Source organism: Kitasatospora sp. NPDC088783 (assembly GCF_044750705.1).
GTDB classification, from domain to species: Bacteria; Actinomycetota; Actinomycetes; order Streptomycetales; family Streptomycetaceae; genus Kitasatospora; species Kitasatospora fiedleri.
Genome location: NZ_JBIVKJ010000021.1, coordinates 73,817 through 94,404, shown reverse-complemented (window position 1 = coordinate 94,404; position 20,588 = coordinate 73,817). Strand labels below are relative to the sequence as shown.

The following is a 20,588-nucleotide window of genomic DNA, read 5'->3' as shown; positions in this document are numbered from 1 at the left end:
GCGCTCACTTCGCGTCCCCGTAGCAGTCGACCACGGCGGTGCTCAGCGGGAAGCGCACCGGGGTGTCCCCGAAGACCAGGGCGGTGGCCTCCTCGGCGGCCTCGGCGACGGCGGCGGCGACGGCGTCGGCCAGGTCGGCGGGGGTGTGCACCACCACCTCGTCGTGCTGGAAGAACACCAGGTGCGGGCGGTCGTCGCCGGAGCGCAGCGCGGCCAGCCGGCGGCGCAGCGCCGCCAGCAGGGCCAGCGCCCAGTCCGCGCCGCTGCCCTGGATCACGAAGTTGCGGGTGAACCGGCCGCGGGCGCGGGCCGAGCGGCCGCCCGCCTCGCCGGACTCCGGGGCCTCCGTCAGGTCCAGCCAGTCCGCCGAGGGCGGCGGGCAGGCCCGGCCCAGCCGGGAGGACACCACCCCGCCGTCCTCCCCGGTGCGGGCCGCCGCCTCCACGTACCCCATCGCCGCCGGGTAGCGGCGGCGCAGCGTGTTCAGCAGCGGGCCGATGCCGCCGCCGGTCTGGCCGTACATCGCGCCCAGCAGGCCCAGCTTCGCCTTGTCCCGGTCGCCCTGGAACGCGCTCGCGGCCAGCGCCGCGTACAGGTCGCCGTCGGCGGCCGTCCGGGCCAGCCCGGCGTCCCCCGACAGGGCGGCCAGCACCCGGGGCTCCAGCTGCGCCGCGTCCGCGACCACCAGCAGCCAGCCCGGATCGGCCACCACCGCGCCGCGCAGGGTGCGCGGGATCTGTAGCGCGCCGCCGCCGCGCGAGGCCCAGCGGCCCGTCACCACGCCGCCCACCACGTACTCCGGGCGGAACCGGCCGCCGCGCGCCCAGGCCGCCTGCCAGGCCCAGCCGTGCGCGGCGTGCAGCCGGGACAGCTCCTTGTAGCGCACCATCAGGGCCGCCGCCGGGTGGTCCACCGCCTTCAGCTCCCAGGAGCGGGTCGAGGACAGCTGGACGCCCCGGTCGGCGAACGCCTTGATCACCTGGGTGTGCGAGTCCAGGTTGAACGGGCGGGCGCCCAGCGCGTGCTGCACCTCCAGGGCCAGCTCGGCGAGCTTCGGCGGCAGCGCGCCCGGGATCGCCGGGCGCGGCCCGAGCAGCTCGGTCAGCAGCCCGTCGTGCACGTCGGAGCGCCAGGGCAGCCCGTCGTGCGCCATCTCGCAGGCCAGCAGCGCCCCCGCCGACTCGGCCGCCACCAGCAGCCGGAACCGGGAGCGGGCCGCCGGGTCGGCGATCGCCGCGAGCCGCCGCAGCTGCTCCGCGTGGACCGCCACGGTGGCCTCCAACTGGTCCGTGCCCGGCGGCAGTTGCAGCCGGTCCGGGGCGAACAGGCCGTCCTCGTCGGGCAGCGCGCCCTCCGGCAGGTCGGCCGGCACCGGCAGGCCGCGCAGCCGGGCCCAGGCCGCGCCCAGCGAACGCGGCGCCCCGAACCGGCCCTCCCGGCCCAGCAGCAGCGCCTCGGTCAGCCGCAGGTCGTGGCAGCGCGCCAGCCGCTCCGGCAGGGCGGCCAGCAGCGGGCCGTACCCGGTGTCCGCCGTCGGCCACACCCAGCGCGGGGCGTGCGCGGCCTCCACCGCGGCCACCGCCTCGGCGAGCCGCGGCGCGCGCTCGGGCGGGCCCAGCGGCGCGCCGTCCTCGCCGAGCGGCCGCAGTCGGCCGCCCGGGCCGTGCGGGTCGGGCACCAGGGCGTAGCGCACGGGCGGCGGCTCCTCTCGGCCAGCTGTTTCGGTGCTTCTCGGTGCTGCTCAGTGCTGTTCAGTGCTTCTCGGGGGCGTCCGGGGCCCGGGGGCGGGACCTGACGACGGTAGCCGGTGGGGGTGACAGCCGGCGTCGCGGCACGAGGGGGAGACGTGCGGGTGAAGGGGCGCGCGGGCCGGGGGGTACGCGGTCGGAGGGGGGTGCGCGGGCCAGGGGGAGGGGTGCGGGCCGGGGCGGGTGGGGCGCGCGGGGCGGGGCCGGGCGGCGGCTTGCCGTGCCAGTGTTCCGCCGACGCCCGGGGGCCCGTAATCTCGCCGACATGAGCGACAATCCCTTCTTCTCGCCCAGCGCCCTGGTGTACGAGCTCCCGCCCTTCGCCGAGATCCGGGAAGAGCACTACCGCCCGGCCTTCGAGCGGGGCATGGCCGACCAGCTCGCCGAGGTCGCCGCGATCGCCGCGGACCCCGAGCCGCCGACCTTCGACAACACCGTGGTGGCGCTGGAGCGTTCGGGAGCGGTGCTGCGCCGGGTGACGGCGGTCTTCTTCAACCAGGACTCCTCCGACACCACCCCCGGCGTCCAGGCGCTCGACGCCGAGATCAGCCCCCTGCTGGCCGCGCACGCCGACGCGATCCACCTCGACCCGGCGCTGTTCGCCCGGCTCGACGCCCTGCACCGGGCCCGGCACGGCCTCGGCCTGGACGCCGAGTCGCTGCGCCTGCTGGAGCGCCGGCACACCGCCTTCGTCCGGGCCGGTGCCCGCCTGGACGCCGACGGCCAGCGCCGGCTGCGCGCGATCAACGCCGAACTCGCCGCCGACAGCGCCGCGTTCCGCAGGAACACGCACGCGGCCTCGCTGGCCGGCGCGGTCGCGGTGGACAGCGCCGCCGCCCTCGACGGCCTGCCCGAGGCCGAGATCGCCGCCGCCGCGGAGAACGCCCGGGCGCTCGGCCGGGACGGCCGCTGGGTGCTCAGCCTGAAGAACTTCTCCCAGCAGACCGAACTCGCCCGCCTCACCGACCGCGACCTGCGCCGCCGCCTGCTCACCGCCTCGCTGAGCCGCGGCCTGGACACCAACGGCCCGCTCGCCGCCAAGATGGCCGCGCTGCGCGCCGAACGCGCCGCCCTGCTCGGCCACCCCACCCACGCCTCGTACGTGGTCGCCGACGAGACCGCCGGCACCGTCGAGGCGGTCGGCGCGATGCTCGGCCGGCTGGTCGCCCCCGCCGTCGCCAACGCCGAGCGCGAGGCCGCCGACCTGACGGCCGCCGCGGCCGTCGACGGGATCGACGACCTGGCCGCCCACGACTGGGCGTTCTACGCCGAGAAGGTGCGCGCCGAGCGCTACGACGTGGACACCGCGGCGCTGCGCCCCTACTTCGAGCTGGAGCGGGTGCTGCGCGACGGCGTCTTCTTCGCGGCCGGGCTCGCCTACGGGCTGACCTTCACCGAGCGGCCCGACCTGACCGCGTACCACCCCGACGCGCGGGTCTTCGAGGTGTTCGACGCGGACGGCTCGGCGCTGGGCCTGTTCATCGGGGACTTCCACGCCCGCGAGTCCAAGCGCGGCGGCGCCTGGATGAACGAACTCGTCGCCCAGTCGCGGCTGCTGGGCACCCGCCCGGTGGTCGTCAACAACCTCAACATCGCCCGCCCGGCGCCCGGCGAGCCCGCGCTGCTCAGCTGGGACGAGGTGCGCACCCTGTTCCACGAGTTCGGGCACGCGCTGCACGGGCTGTTCTCGGACGTCGAGTACCCGTCGTTCTCGGGCACCGAGGTGCCGCGCGACTTCGTCGAGTTCCCGTCCCAGGTCAACGAGATGTGGATGACCCGGCCCGAGGTGCTGGCCAACTACGCCCGCCACCACGAGAGCGGCGAGCCGCTGGACGCCGCCGTGGTCGAGCGGATGCTCGCCGCCGAGAACTACGGGCAGGGCTTCCGGACCGTCGAGTACCTGTCGGCCGCGCTGCTCGACTGGGCCTGGCACACCCGCGGCGCGGACGACCCGGTCGTCGCGGACGCGGAGGAGTTCGAGGCGCGGGCGCTGGCCGAGGCGGGCATCGCGGTCGCGGCGGTGCCGCCGCGCTACCGCACCGGGTACTTCAACCACGTGTTCTCGAACGGGTACAGCGCCGGGTACTACGCGTACATCTGGTCGGAGGTGCTGGACGCGGAGACGGTGGAGTGGTTCGGCTCCGGCGGGCGCGACGCGCGGGAGAGCGGGCAGCTGTTCCGGGAGCGGCTGCTGTCGCGGGGCGGGAGCCGGGACGCGCTGGAGTGCGTGCGGGACGTGCTGGGGCGGGAGCCGGAGATCGGGCCGCTGCTGGTCCGGCGGGGGCTCGACTAGGGGCGCGCCCGGTCGTCCGGGCGGTTCCCCGCGCCCCGGCCGGGGCGCGGGGGTGCGGGGGTGCGGGGTGGGGCTAGGCGGTGAAGACCGGTCCGTAGCCGGGGGCCGGGCGGCCGTCGGGGGTGAGGGCGCAGTAGCCGCCGTCGCCGCGGCACCAGTACCACATGGTCCAGCCGGCGGCGAAGGCGCGCATGGCGGTGAGCTGGCGGCGGATCAGCTCGGCGTTGCCGGGGGTGGCGGCGGAGGGCGGGCCCCACTCGCCGACCAGGACGGGCAGCCGGTGGGCGCGGGGGTAGGCGGTGACGGCGGCGGTGTACGCCTCGACGAAGCCGCCGGACGGGTCCCAGTCCCGGCCGGCCTCGACGGCGGTGTCGTAGAAGTGCGGGGCGTAGCCGATCCGGTCGGCGCCGGGGCGGGGGTCGGCGAAGCCGGGCAGGCGGGTGGGGACGCCCTGGCCGACCAGGACGGTGGGTTCGACGAACAGCCAGGCGTCGCGGTCGGCCCGGCGGACGGCGGTGATCAGACGGCGGTACATCGCGGCGAGCCGGCCCCGCTCCAGGGCGGCGGAGGCGGCGGCGAGGACGGCCGGGTCGGCGGGGTCGCCGGCGACCGGGCCGAAGGGCTCGTTGAACAGGTCGTAGCCGAGCAGGGCGGGCGCGCCGCGCAGTTCGCGGGCGACGGTGGTGTACAGGTCGGCCTGGGCGCGGCGCAGGTCCGGGTCGTCGTAGAGGTGGCGGAAGGCGGCCTGGACGGCGGGCTGGAAGTAGCCGGCGAACCAGTCGTCCGGGTCGGGGGTGAAGGGCAGGCCGTCGTCGCGGGTGGCCCAGGCGGGGGCGCCGCCGTCGCCGCCGAGGAAGTGCTGGCCGTAGACGTCCTGGTGGAAGTCGACCACCGCGTACAGGCGGTACTTCGCGGCCCAGTCCAGGAGCCGGTGCAGCCGGGCGAGCTGGGCCCGGTCGTAGTGGCCGCGGGCGGGTTCGAGCCGGGACCAGGAGACCGCGATCCGGACCAGCCGGAAGCCGGCGGCGGAGAGCGCGCGCAGGTCGGCCTCGGTGGTCTCGTCGTACTTGTCGAGGTTGAAGCCGCGCAGGTCCAGGACCCGGCCGCGGCGGCCGGTGAGGACGGTGCGGCCGTCGGCGAGGGTGGTGGCGGAGACCTCGCGGGCGTCGGCCGGGCCGCGGGCGGCGGACCGGCCGGGGTCGGCGGGCGGGCCGGCCGAGACGGTGCCGAGGACGGCGGCGGCGGTGAGCAGCAGGGCGGCGGCGGAGCGGAGGACGCGCACGGGGGCACCTCACGGCGGGCGGGGGCGGGGTGCGCCGATCCTGCCGGAGCCGCCCCCGCCGCACAAGAGGTGAGACAGGCTCATGTTCGGCGCGGCGTGCGGGGATCAGGACTCCGGGGCGGCCAGCATCGGCGGCAGGTCGGCGGCGGCGGAGAGCCGCCCCCACAGCAGGTCGGCGAGGGCCTGCACCATCCGGGCGCGCGGGCAGGGGCGGGTCTCCAGCCACCAGTCGCCGGCGGCCAGCACCATGCCGGTGATCGAGCGCCCCCAGGTCTCGGAGAGCAGCGGGCCGTCCTGGCCGAGGTCGACCTGCTGCTGGATGGCGCGGGTGATCTCCTCGGCGATCTGCCGCAGCGCGGGCGCCAGCGCGTTGCCCGCCCCGGTGGGGTCGCCCGGCTCGGGGTGGGTGAGCAGCCGGTACACCTGCGGGCGGGACTCGATCGCCGCCAGGTAGACGTCCAGCACGTGCTCGACCCGGTCGCGGCGCTCCAGCGGCTCGTTCAGCGCCGCGCGGACGGCGGTCAGCAGTCCGGCGGTGTGGCGCTGGGTCAGCGCGCCGATCAGGCCGTTCCGGTCGCCGAAGTGCCGGTAGAGGATGGGCTTGGTGATGCCGGCCTCGGCGGCGATCGCGTTCATGCTGGCGCCCGGGCCCTCGCGCTGGACGACCCGGTCGGCGGCGTTGAGCAGTTGCTCGCGGCGGGGCTCGGTGCGGGCGGCGGTACGGGGGTCGGCGGGCGGGCCGGTGCGGGGGTCGGTGGTCATGCGCTGCTCCTCGTGCGGGCGGGTAGGCGGATCGGCGGATCGGCGGGCGTTGACACCGGTTACCTATCGGTAGCAGACTCGCCGCCATGTTACCGGAGGTAACAGCGCAGTGGCGTGGACCCTCCGGCCCGCACGACCGTCTCCTGGAGGCCGACATGACCACCTTCTCGCTCGACCCCGGGCCGGACCAGATCGCCGTCCGCGACTGGCTGCACGGCTTCGCCGCCGACGTCATCCGCCCCGCCGCCGCGGAGTGGGACGAACGCGAGGAGACCCCCTGGCCGATCATCCAGGAAGCCGCCAAGCTGGGCATCTACTCGCTGGACTTCTACGCCCAGCAGTTCTTCGACCCGTCCGGCGTCGGCATCCCGATCGCCATGGAGGAGCTGTTCTGGGGCGACGCCGGCATCGCGCTGGCCATCACCGGCACCACGCTGGCCGCCGTCGCCGTGCTCGCCAACGGCACCGAGGAGCAGATCGGCACCTGGGCCCCGCAGATGTTCGGCACCCCCGAGGACGTCAAGGTCGCCGCGTTCTGCTCCTCCGAACCCGACGCCGGCTCCGACGTCTCCGCGCTGCGCACCCGCGCCGTCTACGACGAGGCCAAGGACGAGTGGGTGATCAACGGCACCAAGACCTGGGCCACCAACGGCGGCATCGCCCACGTCCACGTGGTGGTCGCCACCGTCGACCCCGAACTCGGCTCCCGCGGCCAGGCCTCGTTCGTGATCCCGCCCGGCACCAAGGGACTCAGCCAGGGCCAGAAGTTCAAGAAGCACGGCATCCGCGCCTCGCACACCGCCGAGGTCGTCCTCGACGGCGTCCGCGTCCCCGGCCACTGCCTGCTCGGCGGCAAGGAGAAGCTCGACGCCCGCCTCGCCCGGGCCCGCGAGGGCACCAGGGGCGGCGGCAAGAACGCGGCGATGGCCACCTTCGAAGCCTCCCGCCCCGCCGTCGGCGCGCAGGCCATCGGCATCGCCCGGGCCGCGTACGAGGTCGCCCTCGACTACGCCGGGACCCGCGTGCAGTTCGGCAAGCCGATCATCGAGAACCAGGGCGTCGCCTTCCAGCTCGCCGACATGAAGACCCGGATCGACGCCGCCCGGCTGCTGGTCTGGCGGGCCTCCTGGATGGCCGTCAACAACCGGCCGTTCACCAGCGCCGAGGGCTCGATGTCCAAGCTGTACGCCGGCGAGACCGCCAGGTTCGTCACCGCGCAGGCCATGCAGATCCTCGGCGGCAACGGCTTCACCCGCGAGTACCCGGTCGAGCGGATGCACCGCGACAGCGCCATCTACACCGTGTTCGAGGGCACCAGCGAGATCCAGCGCCTGGTCATCGCCCGGGCGATCTCGGGGGCGCCGATCCGCTGAGCGGCCCGCCCCCCGGGACACGAACGGCCCGGCGGTGGCGGCACCCACCAGTACCGCCGCCACCGCCGGGCGCTCCGCCGCGCCGGGCGGCCTCCCGCGCCGGGGCGGTCTCCGGCTCCGCGGGCGGGTCAGAACTCGGGTTCGCGGCGCTCCAGGAACGCGGCCAGGCCCTCCCGGACGTCCGGGGACGTCCGGGACGCGCGCTCCCAGGGGGCCAGGGCGGCCGCCGCGTCCGCCGGGCCGGCGGCCAGTACGGCCTTCACCGCGCCGATCGTCTGCGGCGAGCGGCGGGCCAGCAGCCGGGCGAACTCCCGCGCGCGGTGGTCGAGTTCGGCGGACGGGACGACCTCGTCCAGCAGGCCGAACAGCTCCGCGCGGGCGGCCGGCAGCAATGCGCCGGAGAACAGCAGGTACTTGGCCCGGGCCGGGCCGACCAGCGCGGCCAGCCGCAGCGTCGGGACCGCCGGGTAGACCACGCCCAGCTTCGCCGGGGTGATGCCGAGCCGGGCGTCCTCGGCGGCCAGCCGAAGGTCGCAGGCCAGCGCCAACTGGCAGCCGCCGCCCACGCAGGCGCCGCGCACCACCGCCAGGGTCGGGCGCGGGAACGCCGCCAGCGCCTCCTCCGCGGCCACGTTCCCGGCGTGGTAGGCGTCGGCGGACGCCGGGTCGGCGTACACCTCGGCCAGCTCGGCGATGTCCGCGCCCGCCGAGAACGCGCCGCCCGCACCGGTCAGCACCAGCACCCGGACGTCCGGGCGGGCGGCCAGCACCGCCAGCACCCGCGGCAGCGCCCGCCACATCGCGCCGGTCACCGCGTTGCGCCGCTCCGGGCGCTCCAGCAGCAGCGTGGCCACCCGGTCCGGACCGACCCAGCAGCGCAGGCCCGCCGCGCCGGTGGGCAGTTCGACGTCCCCGGGGCCCCGGCGGTCGAGCGGATGGGCGGTGCGCGCGGGCACGGTGGGCATGGCGGGCCTCTCGGGGGACGGTGCCGGACGGGCCGTCAGCCTTTCACGCGGGCGCGGGGCGGGCCATGTGATCCGCGTCAACCGGGCGGCGGGGCGGGGGCGGTGCTCGCGGGGCGGCGAGGGCGGCGGGTCAGCGGGCGGCGAGGGCGGCGGGTCAGCGGGCGGCGAGGGCGGCGGGTCAGCCGGCGGTGGTGCGGGCGGCCCGCCACTCCGGGGCCAGCATCGACCAGACCTCCAGGTCCAGCCGGACGCCCAGGTGCTCGGTGTGCCCCCGCAGGGTGCCGTCCAGCGTCATGCCCAGGCGCCGGGCGACGGCCCGGCTGCGCAGGTTGACCGTGCTGTTCCACCACTCGGCGCGGTACAGGCCGCGTTCGAGCAGCGCGTAGTCCAGCAGGTGGCGGACGGCGGCGGAGACCAGGCCGCGGCCCTGCCCGGCCGGCTCGGTCCAGACGCCGATCTCGCAGACCCCGCCCGCCGCGTCGAACTGGACGAACATCACGCCGCCGACCAGCGTTCCGCGCAGCCATATTCCGTGGATCCGGCCGGTGTCGGCGGCCTGCTTCTCGGCGAACTTCTGCAGCGTCGCGCGGGCGGAATCCGGATCGGTGCTGCGGGTCGCCCACGGAATCCACGGATCGATCCCGGCCCGGGCCCGGTCCATGTGTTCCAGGAACTCCGCGGCCTGCCACGGTTCCAGCGGGCGCAGTTCGGCGTCCTCGGCGAGCGCTACGGCGTACATCGGCATCCCCTCGGGTACATAACAAACGTTTGGTAGGTACCCTAGCGCGCATGACTCCACCCGCACGGGGCGATCACGAAGCCCGCCGGCGCGACGTCTCGGAGGCGGTGCGGCGGGTGCTCGCCGACCGCGGCTTCGGCGGACTGACCCTGCGCGCGGTGGCCGCCGAACTCGGCGCCTCCACCGGCCTGCTCACCCACTACTTCCCGCACAAGCGGGCGCTGGTCGCCCACGCGCTGGAGGTCCTCGACCAGCAGGCCGCCGAGCGCCACCGGCCCGCCACCGAGGCCGCCGCCGGCGCCCGCGGCCTGCCCGTGCTGCGCGCCGTGCTGCTCGACGTCCTGCCGCTGGACGCGCAGGGGACCGCCGACAACCGGGTCTGGGTCGGCTCCTGGGACGCCGCCCTCGGCGACGACGCGCTCACCGCCGAGCACGCCGAGCGCTACCGCCGGGCCCGCCGGCGGATGGCCGAACTCTGCGCGGAGGCCCAGGAACTCGGCGAACTGCCCGCCGGCCGCCCGGCCGAGGACCTCGCCGCGCGGGCGCAGTCCTTCGTCCTCGGGCTGGTGGTGCAGGCGCTGTTCGCCCCCGCGGAGTTCCCGCCGGCGCGCCAACGCGCACTGCTGGACGGGTTCCTGGCGGACCTGGCGGCGGGGGAGGAGTGACCCCGCCGGGAACGGGCAGGCGGGACGAGACGGTGGGCCGGTGCGTGCCGGGTGCGGTGCGGGAGGGCTCGTCCGGTGGTGTCGCGGCCGGTCGGAGTGTGTGGGCGCCCCCAGCAGGATTCGAACCTGCGACCTACCGCTTAGAAGGCGGGTGCTCTATCCGCTGAGCTATGGGGGCCGGGGTGCTGACGTCGGCCCGCTTGCCGGGCCTGGGCCGGGACGGGATGTTCCGGGACAGGATACGGGTGTTCAGTTCCGCCCCCTGGACTTCGAAGACCGGACCGGGGTGTGTCGGCCTCCGCGGGGCGGTCCGATAATCGCAGGTAGTCCCGTGGAGTGCAGCGGTCTACCGGCTCTCGGAGCGGGACGTTGTGCAGTCGTTACGGGGCTGCGACCCCACCCGTTATGGATTCGGCGGGGGCAATCGCCCGGAGCGGGCCGCGGGTGGGGGCGCGTTTAGGGGTTCCATCGGTCGGATGACATGGACGGGGCGAGTCGCGGGCCACCCGTTCGTGGTTTCGCCGCTGGACCCGGGGTGTCCGGAGGGTGTGCGGGCGGTCACCGGAAGGGGTGGTCGGCGCAGGTGTCCGAACGGTCCTTGCGGTGGACGGGGTGCGGGGCCGGGGTCTGGTCGGGGTCGGATCGGGGCCGGGGGAGCGCGGGGCGGGTCCGGATGCGGGCGCGGGGCGGCATTTGTCCGGGGTGCTCGGATTGTTGTCGTGGGCACGGCATTCAAATGGTCAATTTCCGACCGAAAAGCGCGTGAATTCACTCGTGGGAGTTACTCCGGTTTTCCACAGGGCCGGGTTTTCCACAGGGGTGCGGAAGGCCTTGGTGCGGATTTCCCGGAAGGCGGAGGATCTTTCCCGGCGGGGATTCCGCCGGGAGGGACCGTCGGCCGCCACGGCCGGGAGCGGAGGAGTAGGAATGGACGAGGCACTGGTGACGATGGTCGGCAACGCCGCGTCGGGCGTGACGTACCGGGAGACGTCCGGCGGGGTGCCGGTGGCGAACTTCCGGCTCGCCGCGCGGGAGCGGCGCTACGACCGCGAGCGCGGCGACTGGACGGACGGCGAGACGACCTGGGTGACGGTGGTGGCCTGGCGGCGGCTCGCGGTCAACCTGGTCAGTTCGGTGAACAAGGGGGATCCGCTGCTGGTGAGCGGGCGGCTGCGGGTCCGCGAGTGGGGTGAGGAGGGGAGCCGGCGGACGGAGGTGGAGATCGAGGCCCGTTCGGTCGGCCACGACCTGGTGCGGGGCACCTCGGTGTTCCGGCGCGCGCTGGAGGGCAAGTCGGAGCCGGTGCGCGGCGGTTCGGCGGCCGTCTCATCCGCGCCCGCGTCCGTGCCTGGGTCGGCGTCCGTGCCCGCGTCCGTGCCCGCGCGTGTGCCCGCGCCGGCGGAGGGCGGGCAGCGGGCGGTGCGGCTGGTGGAGGAGGCGGTTCCGGACTGGATCGTGGCGGCGGTCGCGGCCCGGCGCCGGGCGGAGGAGGCCGCCGAGACCGGGGGCGGAGCCGGTGGGGTGGCTGGGGAAGGGGGTGCGGATGTGGCGGAGGGGGTTCTGAACTGACCTAATCGGGGCACTTCTTGAGCCGGGGAGTGCAATCCTGATTGCCGCGGAGGCGCCTCGTGGCTTTATGTCGACTCATCAACTCGCTCCGGCAACCAGCTCCTTGATAACAGAACAGCCACGATATTGTCCTGATTCGCTACGGGCCTGGAGCGGTCGGGTCGTGTCAATAGGATGCGTCTGGTTCACACACGTGCAGCGGTGCCACAGGGGTGCCGCTTTGCAGGGGGCGGGTTGCCAGAAGGCACGTCGCCGCCCGGAGGGATCCCACATGTTCCACAAGCAGGGGCGGGCCGTCTCCCGCATCGTCGCTGTCATGCTCGCGTCCGGCCTCACGGTCGGTTCGGGCCTGCTCGCGGCCGGTACGGCGGCTGCGGCCGACCCCGCCACGGGGGTCAAGGCGAAGCTGGACGGCGGCATCCGTTACGGGGAGCAGATCGAGCACGAGGTCCGCCCCGGTCGCTGGCTCCCGGTCACCGCCGGGCAGTTCAGCCTCAAGGTGATCGGCACCGACACCGTCCTCCAGGTGTACTGCATCGACCTGCTCAACGACACGCTCAAGGACGCGACCTACCACGAGACCGACTGGGCCTCGACCTCGCTGTCCCAGCCGGAGAAGGCCAAGGCCAAGGCCGGCCCGAAGATCCAGTGGCTGCTGGAGCACTCCTTCCCGAACGTCGACGAGGGCGCGCTCAGCAAGGCCTCCGGCATCGCCGGGCTCACCAAGGACGACGCCGCCGCGGCCACCCAGGTCGCGATCTGGCACTACTCCGACCCGAACGTGCCGACCAAGCAGAGCGACGACCACGAGAAGACCAAGAAGTTCACCGACTGGCTGATCGCCCAGGCCGACGCCAAGGGCGGCGCCGAGGAGCCGAAGCCCTCGCTGGCCCTCAACCCCGGCTCGGTGGCCGGCAAGAGCGGTGACCTGCTCGGCCCGATCACCGTCACCACCGGCGGCACCACCGACAACGTCACCGTCGCGCTGGACAAGAAGGGCACCGACGCGGGCGTCACCCTCGTCGACAAGAACGGCGCCGCGGTGAAGAACGCCAAGAGCGGCGACCAGCTGTTCGCCAAGGTCCCGGCCGGCACCGACGCGGGCACCGCGACCGTCAGCGCCGACGCCACCGCGACCATCAACCTCGGCCGGGCCTTCGTCGGCGACGACAACGGCAAGCACAGCCAGACCCTGATCCTGGCCGGTGCCGACAAGGTCAAGGTCAACGCCCTCGCCACGCTCTCCTGGGCGCCGCAGGGCGCGGTGCCGACCGCGGACGCCGCGATCGACTGCACCAAGGGCGCCCTGGTGGTCACCCTCGGGAACAAGGGCGACCAGCCCGCGACCTTCAAGGTCGGCGGCAAGGAGCACACGGTCAAGCCGAACGGCACCGAGGCCGTGACCCTGCCGGTCGAGGAGGACACCAAGTACGACTTCACCGTCACCGGCCCGGGCGGCTTCTCCAAGCAGTTCACCGGCCTGCTGAACTGCAAGACCGACAGCGCCACCCAGACCCCGACGCCGTCCGCCTCGGCCCCGGCCTCCCCGGTGCCGTCGCCCAGCCCGACCGGCCCCGAGCTGGCCTCCACCGGTGGCGGCATGGGCACCGGCCTGACCGCCACCCTGGCCGGCGTGCTGCTCGTCGCCGGCGGTGCCGCGGTCTACGGCATGCGCCGCCGCGGCCGCCACAGCCGCACCTCCTGAACGACGAGCTGAAACCCGCCCGGCCTCCGCGCCGGCCGGGGGACGGCCCCGCCGCCCGCCCGGGCGGCGGGGCCGTTCGCGTACCGGGCCCCCGCAGCCGGCGGCCCGGCGGGCCCGCGGGCGCCCAGCCGGGCGTTCGGGGCGGTCCCGGCCTTACGGCACAATGGAAGGCTGCAAGCCGATTACTCACGACGACGCCGGAGCGATCTCAACGTGGCGGAATACATCTACACCATGCGCAAGGTGCGCAAGGCACACGGCGACAAGGTCATCCTTGACGACGTGACGCTCAGCTTCCTCCCCGGGGCGAAGATCGGCGTCGTCGGCCCCAACGGCGCCGGTAAGTCGACCGTGCTGCGGATGATGGCGGGCCTCGACCAGCCCTCCAACGGCGACGCCTTCCTCTCGCCGGGCTTCACCGTCGGCATGCTCCAGCAGGAGCCCCCGCTGGACGAGTCCAAGACGGTCCTGGAGAACGTCCAGGACGGCGTCAAGGAGATCAAGGCCAAGCTCGACCGGTTCAACGAGATCGCCGAGCTGATGGCGACCGACTACTCGGACGAACTGCTCGCCGAGATGGGCACCCTCCAGGAGGACCTGGACCACGCCAACGCCTGGGACCTCGACGTCCAGCTGGAGCAGGCCATGGACGCCCTGGGCTGCCCGCCCGGCGACTGGGCGGTCACCAAGCTCTCCGGCGGCGAGCGCCGCCGCGTCGCGCTCTGCAAGCTGCTGCTGGAGCAGCCCGACCTGCTGCTGCTCGACGAGCCCACCAACCACCTGGACGCCGAGTCGGTGAACTGGCTGGAGCAGCACCTGGAGAAGTACCCCGGCACCGTCGTCGCCGTCACCCACGACCGGTACTTCCTGGACAACGTCGCCGAGTGGATCCTCGAACTCGACCGCGGCCGCGCCTACCCGTACGAGGGCAACTACTCCACCTACCTGGAGACCAAGCAGACCCGCCTCAAGGTCGAGGGCCAGAAGGACGCCAAGCGCGCCAAGCGGCTCAGGGAAGAGCTGGAGTGGGTCCGCTCCAACGCCAAGGGCCGCCAGGCCAAGTCCAAGGCCCGCCTGGCCCGCTACGAGGAGATGGCGGCCGAGGCGGACAAGATGCGGAAGCTGGACTTCGAGGAGATCCAGATCCCGCCGGGCCCGCGCCTGGGCAGCGTCGTCATCGAGGTCGACGACCTGCACAAGTCGTTCGGCGACAAGATCCTGATCGACGGCCTGAGCTTCACCCTGCCGCGCAACGGCATCGTCGGCGTGATCGGCCCCAACGGCGCCGGCAAGACCACCCTGTTCAAGATGCTCCAGGACCTGGAGACGCCGGACAGCGGCACCGTCAAGGTCGGCGAGACCGTCAAGATCAGCTACGTCGACCAGACCCGCTCCAACATCGACCCGAAGAAGACCCTGTGGGAGGTCGTCTCCGACGGCCTCGACTGGATCAACGTCGGCCAGGTCGAGATGCCGTCCCGGGCGTACGTGTCCGCGTTCGGTTTCAAGGGCCCGGACCAGCAGAAGCCGGCCGGCGTGCTCTCCGGCGGTGAGCGCAACCGCCTCAACCTGGCGCTGACCCTCAAGCAGGGCGGCAACCTGCTGCTCCTCGACGAGCCGACCAACGACCTCGACGTCGAGACCCTGTCCTCGCTGGAGAACGCGCTGCTGGAGTTCCCCGGCTGCGCCGTAGTCATCTCCCACGACCGCTGGTTCCTGGACCGGGTGGCCACCCACATCCTCGCCTACGAGGGCGAGAGCAAGTGGTTCTGGTTCGAGGGCAACTTCGAGTCCTACGAGAAGAACAAGGTCGAGCGCCTCGGTGCCGACGCGGCCCGCCCGCACCGCGCCAGCTACAAGAAGCTGACCCGCGACTGACACCCGGGCGCAACCCCGGCCCGGCAGACTGCCCCCGCGGGCGGGCTGCCGGGCCGCCCGCCCGTAGGCTGCCCGCACGGATACCCACGGGTACGGAGAATTCGAGGAGAACGCCGTGGCTCGCCACATCTACGCCTGCCCCCTGAGGTGGTCCGACATGGACGCCTTCGGCCACGTGAACAACGTGGTCTTCCTGCGCTACCTGGAGGAGGCCCGGATCGACTTCATGTTCACCCAGGCCGCCGAGGCCGGTGCCGGTGAGTTCGCGGGCGGCTCGGTGGTGGCGCGCCACGAGATCGACTACAAGCGGCCGCTGGTGCACCGCCCCGAGCCGGTCACCATCGAGACCCGGGTGACGAAGATCGGCGGCGCCTCGCTGACCGTCTCCTACGAGATCAAGGACGTCGCCGCCGACGGCACCGAGACGGTGTACGTCACCGCCTCCACCGTGGTCGTCCCCTACAACCTGGCCGAGGGCCGGCCGCGCCGGATCAGCCCCGTCGAGCGGGAGTTCCTGAGCCGCTTCATGGACGAGCAGCCCGCCGGCTGCGCCGCCTGACGGGACGAGCCGACACCCGCCGCTGACGAAACGAGCTGACCCCGGTGACCGTGCAGACCCGACTCGACCTCGCCGACCGGCGGGAGGGCGCCGACCTGAGCGCCTTCCTCGGACGGCTGCTGCGCTTCGACCGGGCCGCGGCGGTCCGGCTCCAGGCGGTGCCGGGCGCGGACGGCGGCGGGGTGCTGGCGGTCTTCGGCCGGCTGCCGCTCGGCGGGGCCGCGGTGCTCGCGGTGCGCACCGTGCGGCTGGCCGGGCTCGACACGGCCGCCGACCTGACCGTCTCCGCCGGGCAGCTGCTGGAGTCGGTGGACGAGGCGGGCGCCGCCCTCGGGCTGCCCGCGCCGGTCACCGGCCCGGCCTGGGCCGGACTGCTCCCGCCGCGCTCCGGCTGGCAGCCGCTCGGGCAGCCGCCGGTCGACCGGGTGGTCGGCGAAGTGCTCGCCGCCGTCGAGGAGTTCAAGCGGCGCACCGCCGAGGTGCCGGACCACCACCGGACCAGGCAGGCGGTCGACGCGATCGCCGACGAGATCTGGTCCCGGCCGCTGGGCGCCGCCGAGGGCCTGCCGCTGCGGGCCGCGCACGCCGCGCACGCGATCGGGTTCCTGCGCCCCGGCACCCCGCTCTCCGCCCACCGGGCCGGGGCCTGGCTGCGGCTGGACGCGCCCGCCGGGTCCGTCGTGCTGCGCACGGCGGCCGCGCCCGGTGCGGGCCTGGGGCTCAGCCCGCTGCGCTGAACCGTGCCGCGGGGCCGCGACGCTCCGGACCTCAGCGCTCCGGCGGGGTGTTCAGCCCGCGGTGTTGATCATCGAGGCGGCGGCGTACGTCATGTAGTTCCACAGCTCGCGGTCGGCCTCGGCGGGCAGCGCCAGCTCGTCCAGGGCGGCGCGCATGTGGCCCAGCCAGGCGTCGTGCGCGGCCCGGTCGACCCGGAACGGGGCGTGCCGCATCCGCAGCCGGGGGTGGCCGCGGCGGTCGCTGTAGGTGCGCGGGCCGCCCCAGTACTGGATCAGGAACAGGGCGAAGCGCTCCTCGGCCGGGCCGAGGTCCTCCTCCGGGTACATCGGGCGCAGCAGCTCGTCCTGGGCGACACCGCGGTAGAAGAGGTGCACCAGCCTGCGGAAGGTCGCCTCGCCGCCGACCTGCTGGTAGAAGGTCTCCTCTTGTGCGGTGGTGGTCTCGCGCCCGGTGTCAGTCACCCGTCCATGGTCGCAGACGCCGACGGGGGCCGTACACCGGGACTTCCGGCGTACGACCCCCGTCCCGGGGCGGTGGAGCGGCTACGCGTCGTCCCAGTTGAAGAAGCGCCAGGCGACGGCGCACAGCACCGCCGTGAAGGCGAGCAGGATGCCCATCGCGGGCAGCGCCTCGGCCAGGCCGCCGCCCTGGCTGAGCACCGACTTGGCGGGCACGATCAGGTAGCGCAGCGGCAGCGCCCGGGAGATGTCCTGGAGCCAGCCCGGGGCGAAGTCCAGCGGGATGAACGCGCCGCCGAGGAAGGACATCGGCAGGATGATCAGCTGGTTCATGCCGTTCGCCGACTCCTCGGTCTTCGCCAGCGAGCCGGTGACCAGGCCGATCGACATGAACGCCAGGGTGGCGCAGACCACCAGCGGGAACACCAGCCACCAGTTGCCGGTGAGCTTGAGCCCGAAGTAGTCGATCTGCGCGACCAGCAGGAACAGCGCGGTCTGGGCGAGCGCGACCAGCACGCTGACCAGCACCCGGGCGCCGACGATGGTGCCCGCCGAGATCGGCGCCAGCCGCAGCCGGCGCAGCACCCGCTTCTTGCGCCAGGTGACCAGGGTGAACGACGCGCCGTAGACCGCGCCCATGGCGACGGCGTAGGCGAGCAGGCCCGGGGTCAGGTACTGGATCGGCTTGGTCGAGTCGTCCTCCACCTTGGAGGCGTCCAGGGTGTACTTCGGCGCGACGTTCGAGGCCGCCTGGTTGGCGCCCTGCACCAGGGCGTTGACGATGCCCTGCACGGTGGCGGACTTGACCTGGTCGGCCTGGCTGAAGCGGAGCACCAGGGTGCCGTCCGGCTGCTCCGTGACCAGCCCGTCCAGGTCGCCCTTCCTGACCTTGGCGAGGGCGTCCGCCTCGTTCAGGTCGGTGGTGATCTCCAGCGCCTCCAGCGCGCCCTCGGCGTGGGCCCGGGCTTCGTCCAGCACCTTGACCCGGCCGATCTCGGCGACCTTCACGTGGGTGCTGCCGCCGCCCTTGTAGAGGACGCCGAACAGCAGCAGGAACATCAGCGGCAGCGCGAGGGTGAAGAACAGCGTGCCCTTGTCGCGGACGAAGCCCAGCAGCATCACCCGGGAGAGGCCGACGAAGGCGTTGGCCCGCTCGCGCTCGCCCCCGCCGGCGGGCGCGGGGGCCGGAGTACGGGCCTGTTCGGTGGCGGTCATGCCCGGTACTCCCGTCCGGTCAGCTGGAGGAAGACGTCCTCCAGGGTGGCGCCGCGGACTTCGAGGCCGCGCAGCGCGTTCTGCTCGGCCAGTACGGACAGCACCGGCCCGGGCTCGGCGGTGGACAGCGCCAGCGTGACGCTGTCGTCCTCCAGGTTGGTGTACACCGCGCCCGCGGCGGTGAGCAGTTCGCGGGCCAGCTCGGCGCTCAACTGCCCGGACTCGATCCGGACCCGGACGGTGTCGTCGATCTCGCGGACCAGCGCGGCGGGGGCACCGGTCTTCAGCACCCTGCCGTGGTCCATCACCGCGACGCGGTCGCAGAGGATCTCCGCCTCGTCCAGGTAGTGGGTGGTCAGGAGGACGGTGCGGCCCTCGGCGTTGATGTCGCGCAGCAGGTCCCACAGGTTGCGGCGGGCCTGCGGGTCGAGGCCGGTGGTCGGCTCGTCCAGGAACACCAGCTCCGGGTCGTGCACCAGCGCGCAGGCGATGGACAGGCGCTGGGCCTGGCCGCCGGACATCTTGTCGGTCAGCACGTTCGCGGACTCGGTCAGGCCGACCCGCTCCAGCATCGCGTCGGCGGCCTTCGGGCCGATGCCGTAGAACGAGGCGAAGGTGCGGATGGTCTCGCGCGCGGACAGCTTGGTGAAGAACGCGGACGCCTGGAACTGCACGCCGATCCGCGGCAGCAGCTTCGGGTTGCGCGGCCACGGCGACAGGCCGAGCAGCTCGACCCGCCCCTCGTCGGCCTCCCGGATGCCCTCCAGGATCTCCAAGGTGGTCGTCTTGCCGGCGCCGTTCGGTCCGAGCAGGCCGTAGAACTCGCCAGTCCTGACGGAGAGTGAGACCCCGTCCACGGCCTGGACATCCCCGTACCGCTTCCGGATCCCGTCAGCGGTTATTGCATCGCTCATGGGGCGAAGCGTAGGCGGTCGGGGCCGCCCCACGAGCATTTTTGTGCGAATCCTGAGCTTCCGGGACGGCCGGGCGGATGCGGCAGCCCGCGCCGGGGGGCGAACTCCCCCGGCACGGGCCGGTTGTGACGCCGCGTCAGCACGCGGTCCGGCTGTCCGGCTGCCCGGCTGTCGGGCGGGCTGGCCGCCGGTGCGGGGTCAGGCCAGGTGCACCGTGATGGTGGTCCAGGCGCCGACGTGGATCCGGTCGCCGTCGTTCAGCGGGATCGCGGTGTGCGGCGGCAGGGTGTCCGGACTGCCGTTCATGGTGGTGCCGTTGGTGGAGTCCTGGTCGACCACCACCCAGCTGCCGTCCGGCTGCTCGGCCAGCAGGGCGTGGTGGTGCGAGGCGCCCGGGTCCTCCGGGGCGACCGACAGGTCGATCTCCGGCACGGTGCCGCGCTGCTGGCTGCGCCGCCCGATCCGCAGCTGGCCGCGGCCGGTCAGCGGGATCCGCCGCTCCGAGGTGTACTGCGGGAAGTACAGGCCGGCCGCCTCCGGGCCGCTGCGGGTCATCATGTCGGTGAAGTAGTCGTGGTCGGGCGCCACCACGGCGAACCAGGTGGACCGCTGCTGCGGCGCGCCGCCCGGCTGCCCGGGCGGGTTGAGCCGGAACGACGTCCCGGAGTCCGGGCCGGGCTGCGAGCGGTGGCCCGCCGGGGGAGCGGACGGCTCGGCGTACACCGGGCCGGTGCGCTCGTAGTCGACGTCCGGGAACCCCGCGGCCGAGGGCTTGTCGAACGACGGCGCGGACGGCGCGGAGGCCGCGGCCTGGGCGGCCTGCGCACCCGGGTAGCCGGGCCGCTCGTACGGCGACGGCGGCTGGTGCTGCTGCGGGGCGTGCTGCTGCGGCTGCTGGTGCTGCTGCTGGGGACGCTCGTACAGCGACTGCGGCGACTGCGGTGGCTGCGACGGCTGCTGCTGGGCGTGCGGCTGCTCGTACGGGGCCCGCTGCTGCTCGTACGGCTGCTGGTGCTGCTGCGGCTGCTGCTGCGGACGCTCGTACGGCGACTGCGGCGGGGCCGGCGGGTCGAACCCGGTCGGCGGGGCCGGGGGCGCGGCGGCGGGCGGCGGGAAGCCGTAGCCCTGCTGCTGCTGTTGCTGGTGGTGATGCTGCTGCTGCGGGGCGGGCGCGGTGCCCGGCGGGCGGGCGGAGGTGGCCAGGTTGTAGTCGTAGCCGCACTCCTCGCAGTACCGGCCGGTCTGCGGGCTGCGGCAGATCGGGCAGGTGACCAGGCCGGTGGTGGCCGGGGGCGGCGGCGGAGCGCCGTACGGGCCGGGGGCACCGGGCCCGCCGGGGGCGCCCGCGGCGGGCCCGGTGGGCGTGCCGGCGGGCGGCGTCTGGGTGCGGCGCGGCTCGAAGTAGCCGCCGCCACCGGCCGGGGTGCCGGACGGCGGGGTGCTGCCCGGGCCGACCGGCGGGTAGCCGGAGGAGGTGTACGCGGGCGGGGCCGACGGCGGCGCGGCGGGGCCGCCGGGGCGGTGCTGGCCGCCGGCGGGCTGGCCCTGGGCACCGGGCTGGCCCTGGGCGCCGGGCTGGCCCTGGGCGCCGGGCTGGGCCGGACCGTTCGGAAAACCGGGGATCGCCAAGCCGGGCGGCGGCGTCATCGGGAAGCCGCAGTAGTCGCACCAGTCCTCGGCCTGTGACTCGTGTCCCCTAGGGCAGATCGGCATCAGGTCCCCACT

17 protein-coding genes and 1 tRNA gene are annotated in these 20,588 nt (G+C 74.4%); 8 read left to right on the top strand and 10 right to left on the bottom strand.

Translation table 11 applies throughout. The features are described 5' to 3' along the window. Positions 1–4 precede the first annotated feature (4 nt). Complete coding sequence (locus ACIP60_RS34585) at positions 5–1,693, bottom strand: bifunctional 3'-5' exonuclease/DNA polymerase (protein WP_400692483.1); 1,689 nt, start codon at positions 1,691–1,693, stop codon at positions 5–7. Between the two features lie 320 nt (positions 1,694–2,013). On the opposite strand from ACIP60_RS34585, the gene ACIP60_RS34580 reads away from it, so the two are divergent. Continuing rightward, positions 2,014–4,041 (top strand): M3 family metallopeptidase, encoded by a 2,028-nt coding sequence (locus tag ACIP60_RS34580; protein ID WP_400692480.1) that lies wholly within the window; start codon positions 2,014–2,016, stop codon positions 4,039–4,041. A gap of 73 nt (positions 4,042–4,114) precedes the next feature. Here ACIP60_RS34580 and ACIP60_RS34575 read toward each other — a convergent pair whose 3' ends face one another. Then, positions 4,115–5,323 carry a glycoside hydrolase family 5 protein gene (locus ACIP60_RS34575; RefSeq protein ID WP_400692477.1) on the bottom strand — a complete coding sequence of 403 codons (1,209 nt, stop codon included), beginning with the start codon at positions 5,321–5,323 and terminating at the stop codon, positions 4,115–4,117. Between the two features lie 105 nt (positions 5,324–5,428). Continuing rightward, complete coding sequence (locus ACIP60_RS34570; RefSeq protein WP_400692474.1) at positions 5,429–6,085, bottom strand: TetR family transcriptional regulator; 657 nt, start codon at positions 6,083–6,085, stop codon at positions 5,429–5,431. 155 nt (positions 6,086–6,240) lie between these two features. On the opposite strand from ACIP60_RS34570, the gene ACIP60_RS34565 reads away from it, so the two are divergent. Next, positions 6,241–7,458 carry an acyl-CoA dehydrogenase family protein gene (locus ACIP60_RS34565; RefSeq protein WP_400692471.1) on the top strand — a complete coding sequence of 406 codons (1,218 nt, stop codon included), beginning with the start codon at positions 6,241–6,243 and terminating at the stop codon, positions 7,456–7,458. Positions 7,459–7,586: 128 nt separating this feature from the next. Here ACIP60_RS34565 and ACIP60_RS34560 read toward each other — a convergent pair whose 3' ends face one another. Together ACIP60_RS34560 and ACIP60_RS34555 are read right to left on the bottom strand one after the other, a co-directional pair. Further along, entirely contained in the window at positions 7,587–8,423 is an 837-nt protein-coding gene (locus ACIP60_RS34560) for an enoyl-CoA hydratase/isomerase family protein (RefSeq protein ID WP_400692468.1), read from the bottom strand. Between the two features lie 178 nt (positions 8,424–8,601). Continuing rightward, a complete protein-coding gene (locus ACIP60_RS34555) occupies positions 8,602–9,162 on the bottom strand; it encodes a GNAT family N-acetyltransferase (protein WP_400692465.1) in 561 nt (186 codons plus the stop codon). Positions 9,163–9,212: 50 nt separating this feature from the next. Between ACIP60_RS34555 and ACIP60_RS34550 the strand changes: the two genes are divergently transcribed. Then, positions 9,213–9,827 (top strand): TetR/AcrR family transcriptional regulator, encoded by a 615-nt coding sequence (locus ACIP60_RS34550; protein ID WP_400692463.1) that lies wholly within the window; start codon positions 9,213–9,215, stop codon positions 9,825–9,827. Between the two features lie 105 nt (positions 9,828–9,932). Here the strand turns inward: ACIP60_RS34550 and ACIP60_RS34545 are convergent. Then, positions 9,933–10,005: transfer RNA gene (locus tag ACIP60_RS34545), tRNA-Arg, on the bottom strand. 749 nt (positions 10,006–10,754) lie between these two features. On the opposite strand from ACIP60_RS34545, the gene ACIP60_RS34540 reads away from it, so the two are divergent. From ACIP60_RS34540 to ACIP60_RS34520, 5 genes are all read left to right on the top strand, one after another. Beyond that, entirely contained in the window at positions 10,755–11,396 is a 642-nt protein-coding gene (locus tag ACIP60_RS34540) for a single-stranded DNA-binding protein (RefSeq protein WP_400692461.1), read from the top strand. Between the two features lie 271 nt (positions 11,397–11,667). After that, on the top strand, positions 11,668–13,101 hold the full coding sequence (locus ACIP60_RS34535) for a Cys-Gln thioester bond-forming surface protein (protein WP_400692459.1): 1,434 nt from the start codon (positions 11,668–11,670) through the stop codon (positions 13,099–13,101). Positions 13,102–13,314: 213 nt separating this feature from the next. Continuing rightward, the gene (ettA, locus tag ACIP60_RS34530) at positions 13,315–14,979 is read left to right on the top strand and encodes an energy-dependent translational throttle protein EttA (RefSeq protein WP_400692457.1); all 1,665 of its coding nucleotides are present in this window, start codon (positions 13,315–13,317) and stop codon (positions 14,977–14,979) included. Positions 14,980–15,094: 115 nt separating this feature from the next. Further along, on the top strand, positions 15,095–15,538 hold the full coding sequence (locus ACIP60_RS34525; protein ID WP_100840325.1) for a thioesterase family protein: 444 nt from the start codon (positions 15,095–15,097) through the stop codon (positions 15,536–15,538). 44 nt (positions 15,539–15,582) lie between these two features. Next, complete coding sequence (locus tag ACIP60_RS34520; protein WP_400692454.1) at positions 15,583–16,275, top strand: hypothetical protein; 693 nt, start codon at positions 15,583–15,585, stop codon at positions 16,273–16,275. A 51-nt stretch (positions 16,276–16,326) separates the two neighbouring features. Here the strand turns inward: ACIP60_RS34520 and ACIP60_RS34515 are convergent, their stop codons facing one another. From ACIP60_RS34515 to ACIP60_RS34500, 4 genes are all read right to left on the bottom strand, one after another. Next, positions 16,327–16,737, bottom strand: a complete 411-nt coding sequence (locus ACIP60_RS34515; protein ID WP_400692452.1) for a globin — start codon at positions 16,735–16,737, stop codon at positions 16,327–16,329. 81 nt (positions 16,738–16,818) lie between these two features. Continuing rightward, positions 16,819–17,949, bottom strand: a complete 1,131-nt coding sequence (locus tag ACIP60_RS34510; protein WP_400692449.1) for an ABC transporter permease — start codon at positions 17,947–17,949, stop codon at positions 16,819–16,821. Continuing rightward, entirely contained in the window at positions 17,946–18,863 is a 918-nt protein-coding gene (locus ACIP60_RS34505; protein ID WP_400692447.1) for an ABC transporter ATP-binding protein, read from the bottom strand. Before ACIP60_RS34505 ends, ACIP60_RS34510 begins: the two co-directional genes overlap by 4 nt. A 198-nt stretch (positions 18,864–19,061) precedes the next feature. Next, on the bottom strand, positions 19,062–20,576 hold the full coding sequence (locus ACIP60_RS34500; RefSeq protein WP_400692445.1) for an FHA domain-containing protein: 1,515 nt from the start codon (positions 20,574–20,576) through the stop codon (positions 19,062–19,064). Positions 20,577–20,588: the final 12 nt, after the last annotated feature.

Coding starts and splice junctions, on each gene's coding strand:
- ACIP60_RS34510 (WP_400692449.1), bottom strand. CDS start 17,949: ATGACCGCCACCGAACAGGCCCGTACTCCGGCCCCCGCGCCCGCCGGC.
- ACIP60_RS34550 (WP_400692463.1), top strand. CDS start 9,213: ATGACTCCACCCGCACGGGGCGATCACGAAGCCCGCCGGCGCGACGTC.
- ACIP60_RS34570 (WP_400692474.1), bottom strand. CDS start 6,085: ATGACCACCGACCCCCGCACCGGCCCGCCCGCCGACCCCCGTACCGCC.
- ACIP60_RS34500 (WP_400692445.1), bottom strand. CDS start 20,576: ATGCCGATCTGCCCTAGGGGACACGAGTCACAGGCCGAGGACTGGTGC.
- ACIP60_RS34580 (WP_400692480.1), top strand. CDS start 2,014: ATGAGCGACAATCCCTTCTTCTCGCCCAGCGCCCTGGTGTACGAGCTC.
- ACIP60_RS34535 (WP_400692459.1), top strand. CDS start 11,668: ATGTTCCACAAGCAGGGGCGGGCCGTCTCCCGCATCGTCGCTGTCATG.
- ACIP60_RS34565 (WP_400692471.1), top strand. CDS start 6,241: ATGACCACCTTCTCGCTCGACCCCGGGCCGGACCAGATCGCCGTCCGC.
- ACIP60_RS34505 (WP_400692447.1), bottom strand. CDS start 18,863: ATGAGCGATGCAATAACCGCTGACGGGATCCGGAAGCGGTACGGGGAT.
- ACIP60_RS34555 (WP_400692465.1), bottom strand. CDS start 9,162: ATGTACGCCGTAGCGCTCGCCGAGGACGCCGAACTGCGCCCGCTGGAA.
- ACIP60_RS34540 (WP_400692461.1), top strand. CDS start 10,755: ATGGACGAGGCACTGGTGACGATGGTCGGCAACGCCGCGTCGGGCGTG.
- ACIP60_RS34560 (WP_400692468.1), bottom strand. CDS start 8,423: ATGCCCACCGTGCCCGCGCGCACCGCCCATCCGCTCGACCGCCGGGGC.